This is a genomic window from Dietzia sp. E1, from assembly GCF_014145015.1.
In the GTDB taxonomy this organism is placed as follows: Bacteria; Actinomycetota; Actinomycetes; order Mycobacteriales; family Mycobacteriaceae; genus Dietzia; species Dietzia cinnamea_A.
The window spans coordinates 1-8,107 of sequence record NZ_JAALDU010000182.1; the positions used below are offsets into that span (position 1 = coordinate 1).

At 70.9% G+C, this 8,107-nt stretch carries 11 protein-coding genes; all 11 read right to left on the reverse strand.

The window, feature by feature from the left end; genetic code table 11:
• A partial coding sequence (locus G6030_RS07375; RefSeq protein ID WP_182642677.1) for a YraN family protein occupies positions 1 to 250 on the reverse strand: 250 nt, incomplete at its 3' end.
• 141 nt (positions 251 to 391) lie between these two features.
• Positions 392 to 697 (reverse strand): DUF2469 domain-containing protein, encoded by a 306-nt coding sequence (locus G6030_RS07380; protein ID WP_007632861.1) that lies wholly within the window; start codon positions 695 to 697, stop codon positions 392 to 394.
• Complete coding sequence (locus G6030_RS07385; protein WP_243699579.1) at positions 694 to 1,341, reverse strand: ribonuclease HII; 648 nt, start codon at positions 1,339 to 1,341, stop codon at positions 694 to 696. Before G6030_RS07385 ends, G6030_RS07380 begins: the two co-directional genes overlap by 4 nt.
• Positions 1,342 to 1,397: 56 nt before the next feature.
• The gene (gene lepB, locus G6030_RS07390) at positions 1,398 to 2,060 is read right to left on the reverse strand and encodes a signal peptidase I (RefSeq protein WP_347238603.1); all 663 of its coding nucleotides are present in this window, start codon (positions 2,058 to 2,060) and stop codon (positions 1,398 to 1,400) included.
• 164 nt (positions 2,061 to 2,224) lie between these two features.
• Positions 2,225 to 2,566, reverse strand: coding sequence for a 50S ribosomal protein L19 (gene rplS / locus G6030_RS07395; protein ID WP_007632870.1), 342 nt, complete (start codon positions 2,564 to 2,566; stop codon positions 2,225 to 2,227).
• A 161-nt stretch (positions 2,567 to 2,727) separates the two neighbouring features.
• Complete coding sequence (trmD, locus tag G6030_RS07400) at positions 2,728 to 3,519, reverse strand: tRNA (guanosine(37)-N1)-methyltransferase TrmD (protein WP_182642681.1); 792 nt, start codon at positions 3,517 to 3,519, stop codon at positions 2,728 to 2,730.
• Between the two features lie 35 nt (positions 3,520 to 3,554).
• Entirely contained in the window at positions 3,555 to 4,088 is a 534-nt protein-coding gene (rimM, locus tag G6030_RS07405) for a ribosome maturation factor RimM (protein WP_061914393.1), read from the reverse strand.
• Between the two features lie 42 nt (positions 4,089 to 4,130).
• Positions 4,131 to 4,373, reverse strand: coding sequence for an RNA-binding protein (locus G6030_RS07410; RefSeq protein ID WP_007632879.1), 243 nt, complete (start codon positions 4,371 to 4,373; stop codon positions 4,131 to 4,133).
• A gap of 5 nt (positions 4,374 to 4,378) precedes the next feature.
• Positions 4,379 to 4,876, reverse strand: a complete 498-nt coding sequence (gene rpsP / locus G6030_RS07415; RefSeq protein ID WP_061227760.1) for a 30S ribosomal protein S16 — start codon at positions 4,874 to 4,876, stop codon at positions 4,379 to 4,381.
• 198 nt (positions 4,877 to 5,074) lie between these two features.
• Positions 5,075 to 6,655, reverse strand: a complete 1,581-nt coding sequence (gene ffh / locus G6030_RS07420; protein ID WP_182642679.1) for a signal recognition particle protein — start codon at positions 6,653 to 6,655, stop codon at positions 5,075 to 5,077.
• A gap of 64 nt (positions 6,656 to 6,719) precedes the next feature.
• A partial coding sequence (locus tag G6030_RS07425; protein WP_182642680.1) for an HD domain-containing protein occupies positions 6,720 to 8,107 on the reverse strand: 1,388 nt, incomplete at its 5' end.

Here is an 8,107-nt window from a genome sequence, read left to right on the forward strand (position 1 = left end):
TCCCCGTGACGGACTCGGCCGGGCTGCCGAAACCCCTACCGGTGCGGGTCCTCACCTCGACGAATCGCAGTCTGCCCGCGGAGTCCAGGACCACCAGATCGAGTTCCCCGACCGGACACCGCCAGTTCCGGCTGATCACCACCGCACCGCGGGCCTCCAGCAGGCCCGCCGCGTATTGCTCCCCGATCCGGCCTGTCCGCACCCGCTGGTCCTCGCCGCCCCTGGCGCGTCCCACCCCGTCCCCTGTCATCGCCGTCCTCCCGGCGGCCCGGCCCGTCCGGGTCCGCCGGGGCACACCCTGCCCGACGACGACGGCCCGATCCGCTGGTCGCGGACCGGGCCGGGGGTCTCCTGTGGAGGCGGATCGGGCTGTGGAGAACCGGGCCGGTGGCTACTCCGGCAGGCGCAGTTCGGGCTTGTCGAGTTCCTCGATGTTGACGTCCTTGAACGTCAGGACGCGCACGTACTTGACGAAACGAGCAGGTCGGTACATGTCCCACACCCACGCGTCGGACATACGTACGTCGAAGTACACCTCCCCGTCGGCGGACCGCGGGATCAACTCGACGGCGTTGGCGAGGTAGAAGCGCCGCTCCGTCTCGACGACGTAGGTGAACTGACCGACGATGTCGCGGTACTCGCGATATAGCGAGAGCTCCATCTCGGTCTCGTAGTTCTCCAGATCCTCGGCGCTCATCTCGTGCTGCTCCTCGAATGCGCCTGCGCGGCGCGACGGACGTTGGCGTACGACATCCGATGGATGTCGCTGGGACCGAGCTGCTCGATCGCCCTGGCGTGACCCGTGGTGCTGTACCCCTTGTGGGCGGCGAAGCCGTAGCCCGGGTACCGCGAGTCGAGGTCCACCATAATCCGATCGCGCGTGACCTTCGCGAGGACACTCGCGGCGGCGATGGATGCGACCACCGCGTCACCCCCGATCACCGCCGTGGACTGGCACCCGAGACCGTCGACCGCGAACCCGTCCGTCAGGACGAACCCGGGTCGCGGGTCCAGGGCGGCGACCGCCCGACGCATCCCCTCGATGTTGCAGCGGTGGATCCCGCGCGCGTCGATCCGATCCGGTTCGATCACGACGACCGAGACAGCCCTCGCGCGCCGCAGGACCGCGTCGTGGAGCCGGGCGCGGGCCGCGGCGGTGAGCTTTTTGGAGTCGTCCAGGTCCGCGAGTTCCGGGTGGAGCCGGTCACCGAGCACACACGCCGCCACGACGAGCGGTCCCGCACAGGAACCGCGGCCGGCCTCGTCGACGCCCGCGACGGGACCCAGCCCCCGTCGGGTGAGCGCGGCCTCCAGCGCGAGCCGGCCGTCCCTGCGGGTCACCCGCGCCCGGGTGGGCAGCAGGCGGTGCCGTCGCGACCGGTCGGGGCGTGCCCGGGTCACCCCGCGCTGATGTCCGGCGAGGAGACCGTCCCGATCCGGTCGAACGGGAGGATGATCGCCTGCACCTTGCCGATAATGTTCTCCGCCGGCACCGTGCCCTGGTGTTCGTCTCCCATGTGGAAGCGGGAGTCCGCGGAGTTGCCGCGGTTGTCGCCCATCACCCAGTAGTTGCCCTCGGGGACCGTGACGGGACCGAACGCGCAGTTCAACGGGTTACGGGCGGGCGACGGGTCCTCGTTGAGGTAGGGCTCGTCCAGGGGTTGGCCGTCGACGAGGAGCGACCCGTCCGGCGCGCATCCCCCCACCGTCTGCCCGCCCACCGCGATCACGCGCTTGACCATGTCGTTCTGGTCGGGCGGGACGATGCCGATCACTCCGCCGATGTTCTGGAGGGTGCGGATGACAGGGTTGTCCGAACGGATGGACTGGTACCCCTCGTTCCACGACTCGGGCCCTTCGAAGACGACCACGTCGCCGGGCTGCGGATCACCGAACCGGTAGCTGATCTTGTCGACGAAGATCCGGTCGCCCGTGCAGCCCGCGCAGCCGTGCAGCGTGGGTTCCATGGACTCGGACGGGATCTGGTAGACGCGACCGACGAAGGTCTGGAAGACGAACACCAGGGCCAGGGCGATCACCACCAGCAGCGGGATCTCGATGTACCAGGGCTGGCCCTTCTTCTCGACGCCACGAGCCGGGGCCCCGTGATCACGGGGCCCCGGCTCGGCGGTGTCGTGTCCGGGCGTATCGGTGCTGCTCACCCGGACGAGCGTAGTCGATCCCGCACCGCCGACGGCGGCCGAGTCCGACGCACTCTATGCGCTCAGCGCTTCTCCTTGATCTTCGCGGCCTTGCCGCGGAGCTCGCGCAGGTAGTACAGCTTGGCGCGGCGGACGTCGCCACGCACGAGCACGTCGATGCGATCGATGTTGGGCGAGTGCACGGGGAACGTGCGCTCGACGCCGACGCCGAACGAGACCTTGCGGACGGTGAAGGTCTCGCGGACGCCGCCGCCCTGGCGACGGATCACGACACCCTTGAAGACCTGGATGCGCTCCTTGGAGCCCTCGATGACCTTGACGTGCACGTCGAGCGTGTCGCCGGCACGGAACTCCGGGATGTCGTCTCGGAGGGACTTGTTGTCGATGAAGTCGAGAGTGTTCATTGTGTTCCTTGCATGTCAGGAATGAGGACAGAGGACCCTGGCGCCCGCCGTGAGGCGGGTCGACCGGTTCGTGCCCCGGATCAGCGCGACCGTCCCCGGGCGCGCGTGCGCCCGAAAGGTCAACCTCGCTAGTGTGCCATCCCCGCCGGGGGTGGCCCAAATCAACCCTCTGGCGGTTCCCAGCCCAGCTCGGCCAGGGTCTGCAGGTCGGCGGCGCTGAGCGGGGCCCCGCCCAGGAGGTCCGGGCGCCTCTCCGCGGTCCGCCGCAGCGATTCGTCGCGGCGCCAGCGTGCGATCCTCGCGTGATCGCCGCTCTTGAGGACGTCGGGCACCGGGCGGTCGCGCCATATCTCGGGGCGGGTGTAGCTCGGTCCCTCGAGGAGACCGTCGGAGAAGGAATCCTCCTCGTGACTACGCCGGTTCCCCAGCACGCCGGGCAGGAGGCGTACCACGGCCTCCGCGATGACGAGGACGGCCACCTCGCCCCCGATCAGGACGTAGTCCCCGATGCTGACCTCCTCGACGTCCATGCGCTCGGCGGCCTCGTCGACCACACGCTGATCGATGCCCTCGTAGCGGCCGCACGCGAACACGATCCGACGGCGGCGGGCGTACCGGTGGGCGTCGGACTGAGAGAAGGGCCGCCCGGCGGGGGTCGGGACGATCAGCAGGGGCCGGGAGTCCGGATCCGAGGCGGCCGGCCCGGTCGTCAGCCCGGTGTCGGTCTGGGGAACGAGGTCGTCGAGCGCGTCGCCCCACACCGTTGGCCGCATCACCATCCCCGGCCCGCCGCCGAACGGGGTGTCGTCGACGGATTTGTGCACGTCGTGGGTCCAGGCGCGCAGATCGTGGACGCCGACCTCGACGATGCCCCGGTCGACGGCGCGACCGAGAAGGGCGAGCCGGAGCGGGGCAAGGTAGTCGGGGAAGACGGTGACGACGTCGAGACGCATGATCGGCCCGCGCCGCTCCTCGGCGGCGGGCCCGCTCACGACGTGCCCAGGTCGAGCAGCCCCTCCGGTGGGTCGATGACGCACGTCCCACCGGAAACGTCCACCTCGGGGACCATCTCGGTGACGAAGGGCACGAGCGCGTCGGCACCGTCGGTCAGTCGGATCCCGAGGAGCTCACCGGCGGGGGTGTGGACGATCTCGGTGACCTCGCCGAGCGGTGCGCCCGAGGTGTCGAGGACCCGGAGCCCGACGAGCTGGTGATCGTGGTACTCGTCCGGGTCCTCTGGATCGGGGAGCTCGGCGGAGTCGACCAGCAGGAGCATGCCGCGCAGCGCGTCGGCCGTGTCGCGGTCGGATACACCGGCCAGGCGCACGAGAAGCCGCCCGGAATGGTTCCGGGCGGCTTCCACTGTGACGTCACGGTCGGTGGCGCGGTCCCCCTTGCCGACGCGGCCTGTGAGCCGCGCGCCGGGGGCGAAGCGCTCCTCGGGCGAGTCGGTACGGACCTCCACCACGAGCTCGCCGCGGACGCCGTGCGATTTGACGACGCGGCCCACGACGAGCTCCATGGTGTGTCAGGTCCTCCGGTTGTCGGCGCGTACTGGGTGGGATCAGCGGTCGGTGTCGACCACGTCGACCCGGATGCCCTCTCCCCCGACGGCGGAGACGATCGTCCGGATGGCGGACGCGGTTCGACCGCCCCGCCCGATGACACGGCCGAGATCCTCGGGCGCGACCGCCACCCGGATCACGGTGCCGCGCCGACCACCACTCGACCGGACGGACACGGCGTCGGGATCCGACACGATGCCGCGGACGAGGTGGTCGACGGCGTCGACGACCATGTCGTTCATCTGTCTCAGGCCTCGGCGGTCTCGGCGTCAGCCGACGCGGCCTCACCCTCGGCGGAGTCGGTCGACGCGGCGGCCTCCTGCTCGGCCTTCTTGGCCTCTTCGGCCTTCTTCGCCTTGTCGGCCTTGCGCTTGGCGGTGATGGCCTCGGCGGACGGCTCGCCCTGGGCCTCCTCGAGCGCCTTGTTGAACAGGTCCAGCTTGGAGGGCTTGGCCTCTGGGGTGCGCAGGGTGCCCTCGGCGCCCTCGATGCCCTTGAACTTCTGCCAGTCGCCCGTGATCTTGAGCAGCTGCTCGACGGCCTCGGTCGGCTGGGCGCCCACGCCGAGCCAGTACTGGGCCCGGTCGGAGTCGATCTGGATGAAGCTCGGCTCCTCCTTCGGGCGGTAGAGGCCGATGGTCTCGATGGAGCGACCGTCGCGGCGGGTACGGGCGTCGGCGACGACGACCCGGTACTGCGGGTTGCGGATCTTGCCGAGTCGGGTGAGCTTGATCTTGACGGCCATGAGCGCGTCTCACTTCCTGTAGTGGGTCACATGGCGATTCAGCGACGCCCGCGCTGCTCGCGGGGTCCGGTTTCGCCTTCCGGGTGACCGCCGTTCGGCCCGGACCCCCGCGTGGGGACCCACCGGTGACGGCGTCCAGCGGTCCAGTCTAGACACGCCCGGCCCGCGCGCACCAATCGGTGCACACGGGCCGTCGGGTCACTGCTTGGGGAACTTGAGGTTGTCCAGATCGATGCCCTCGAGGCCGGGCGGGAGCTGGTCCAGGCCCGGCGGCATCTGGGACAGGTCCGGCATGCCCCCGGGCGGCATGCCCGGCATCCCACCGGGCGGCATCCCCGGCATACCGGGCATCATGCCGCGGTTCTTCGGCGGCGTGGGGCCGCGCCCCTTGCCCTTCCCCTTGCCCTTCTTGCCCTTGCGCTGGTTCTTGCGCCCGGCCCCGGGCATCCCCATCTGGCCGGCCATCCGGCTCATCATCTTGCGCGCCTCGAAGAACCGGTCGACGAGCTGGTTGACGTCGGTGACGGTAACGCCCGAGCCGTTGGCGATGCGTTGACGCCGGGATCCGTTGATGATCTTGGGATCGGCGCGTTCCTCGGGGGTCATGCCGCGGATGATCGCCTGGATGCGGTCGAGGTGCTTCTCGTCGATGTCGCCGACGGCGGCCTTCATGTCCTTGCCGCCGGGCAGCATGCCGAGCAGGTTCCCGATGGGACCCATCTTGCGGATCATCATCATCTGGTCGAGGAAGTCCTCGAGCGTGAGCTCGCCGGAGCCGATCTTGGCGGCGGTCTTCTCGGCCTCCTTGGCGTCGAAGACCGTCTCCGCCTGCTCGATGAGCGAGAGGACGTCGCCCATGCCGAGGATCCTGCTCGACATGCGCTCCGGGTGGAAGACGTCGAAGTCCTCGAGCTTCTCGCCGTCCGAGGCGAACATGATCGGGGTGCCCGTGAGCTCGCGAACGCTCAGCGCGGCGCCGCCGCGCGCGTCGCCGTCGAGCTTGGTGAGCACGACGCCGGTGAAGCCCACGCCCTCGCGGAACGCCTCGGCGGTGACCACCGCGTCCTGACCGATCATGGCGTCCAGGACGAAGAAGGTCTCGTGCGGCTGGACGGCGTCGCGGATGCCGCGGGCCTGGGCCATCATCTCCTCGTCGATGCCGAGGCGGCCGGCGGTGTCGACGATCACGACGTCGTGCATCTTGGCGCGTGCGTGGGCCAGCCCGCGCTGCGCGACGGACACCGGCTCCTGGACGCCGATCTCCGCGCCGTCCCCGCCGACCGAGGTGCCGGGGTGTGGGGCGAAGGTCTGTACTCCGGCGCGCTCACCGACGATGCGTAGCTGGTCGACCGCGCCCGGGCGTTGGAGGTCGCACGCCACCAACAGCGGCGTGTGCCCCTGGCCCTTGAGCCAGTACGCGAGCTTTCCCGCCAGCGTGGTCTTACCCGCACCCTGGAGGCCGGCCAGCATGATCACCGTCGGTGGTTGCTTGGCGAACTCGATCCGGCGGGCCTCGCCACCGAGGATGGCGGTGAGCTCGGCGTCGACGATCTTGACGACCTGCTGGGCGGGGTTGAGCGCCTCGGAGACCTCGGCGCCCTTGGCCCGTTCCTTGACCCGGGAGATGAAGGCGCGCACCACCGGCAGTGCGACGTCGGCCTCGAGCAGCGCGAGTCGGATCTCGCGGGCCGTCGCGTCGATGTCGGCGTCGCTCAGCCGACCTTTTCCGCGCAGGTCCTTGAGCGCCCCTGTGAGACGGTCGGACAAGGATTCGAACACGGCAACAGCTCCCTGGTTCGCGTCCCGGGAGCGCGCGCGTCCCGGCGTCGTCGGCGACGACTGATCACAGGGTATCGGCACGCGCGACGACGGGCGTCGCGGGCTCGTGTCCCGGCAGCAGTGACTCGACCTGACCGGCCGTGCTGAGGACCGCACCCGGACCGGAGAGGGCGAACACGTCCTCGACCGCGGCACCCCTGGTGCGGACCACCACCCAGTCGATCCGGGCGCCCGTCTGCAGGATCGCGGAGACGATCCGGGCGAACAGCCCGGGTCGGTCCTCGGCGCGGACCTCCATCATCACGCCATCCGCGTCGGAGCGGTGCCCGACGAGGACCGAGGATCTGGCCCGCGGGGGACCGATGGGCAGGGCCTCGCCCCGAGAGAGGGCCGCGCGCAGCGATCCCGGCAGGCCGGCGTCGATCGCCCGTCGCAGGTCCTGCCGGAGCACGCGGGCGTCCACCGGGTCGCCGAACCGCGTGGAGACGGTCATCCTCGCGCGCATCCCCCCGGGCGGCCGCAGGTCGATCTCCGCGTCGACGATCTCCAGTCGGTGGGCGGCGAGGACCTCCGCAGCCACCGCCAATGACCTTCCGGCACCGGGGGCCACGAGGGTGACCTCGTGTGTGGTGCCCGTGCCCGCCGCACGGAGGTCGACGACGACGTCGGGGGGACCGTGCCGTCTCGACGCCCGCACCGTCGGGGCCTCGACGGCGGCCGGGCGGGGTCCCACCTGGGCGCGGCACGCCGCGACGAGCGCCGTGTGCACGCCGGCCCGTCCCGCCGACCACACGGTCGGTCCGGTGGCGATCGAATCGGCCTCGGTGAGCGCGGCCAACACGTCCAGCGCGACCGTGTCCCAGTCCAGGGTGTCGAGGACGAACTGGGCGGTCTCCGGGTCGGAGGGGTCGCGGCGTGCGGCGGTCCTCGCGAGGAGGAGGTGGTGTCGGACCAGTCGTTCCAGGGTCTGGGTGTCGCGCACGCTCAACCCCATCCTCTCGGCGATCGGCCGGATCATCACCGCGCCGTTCTCGCTGTGGTCGCCCACGCGGCTCTTTCCGAGGTCGTGGAGGAGCGCCGCGAGCAGCAGGAGGTCGGCCCGCGCGACCGAGGTGGTGAGCCGCGACGCCTCGACCGCCGTCTGCACGAGGTGCCTGTCGACGGTGTAGACGTGCGTGCGTTCGCGGGCGGGCAGGTCCCGCACGCCGGACCACTCCGGCAGCAGGCGTTCCCACAGTCCGCAACGGTCGAGGGCCTCGTGAACGGGGATCTGTGCCTCCCCAGAGCCCAGCAGGACCAGCAGGTCGGACAGCGCCTCCGCGGGCCAGCGGCCGTCGGGGGCGGGGCTGCGCTCGGCCAGGACGCCGAGGGTGGACCCCGCCACCGGGAGGGAGAAGCGCGCGGCGGCGGCCGCCACGCGCAGGGGTAGCCAGGGCTCCTCCTCGACGCGCG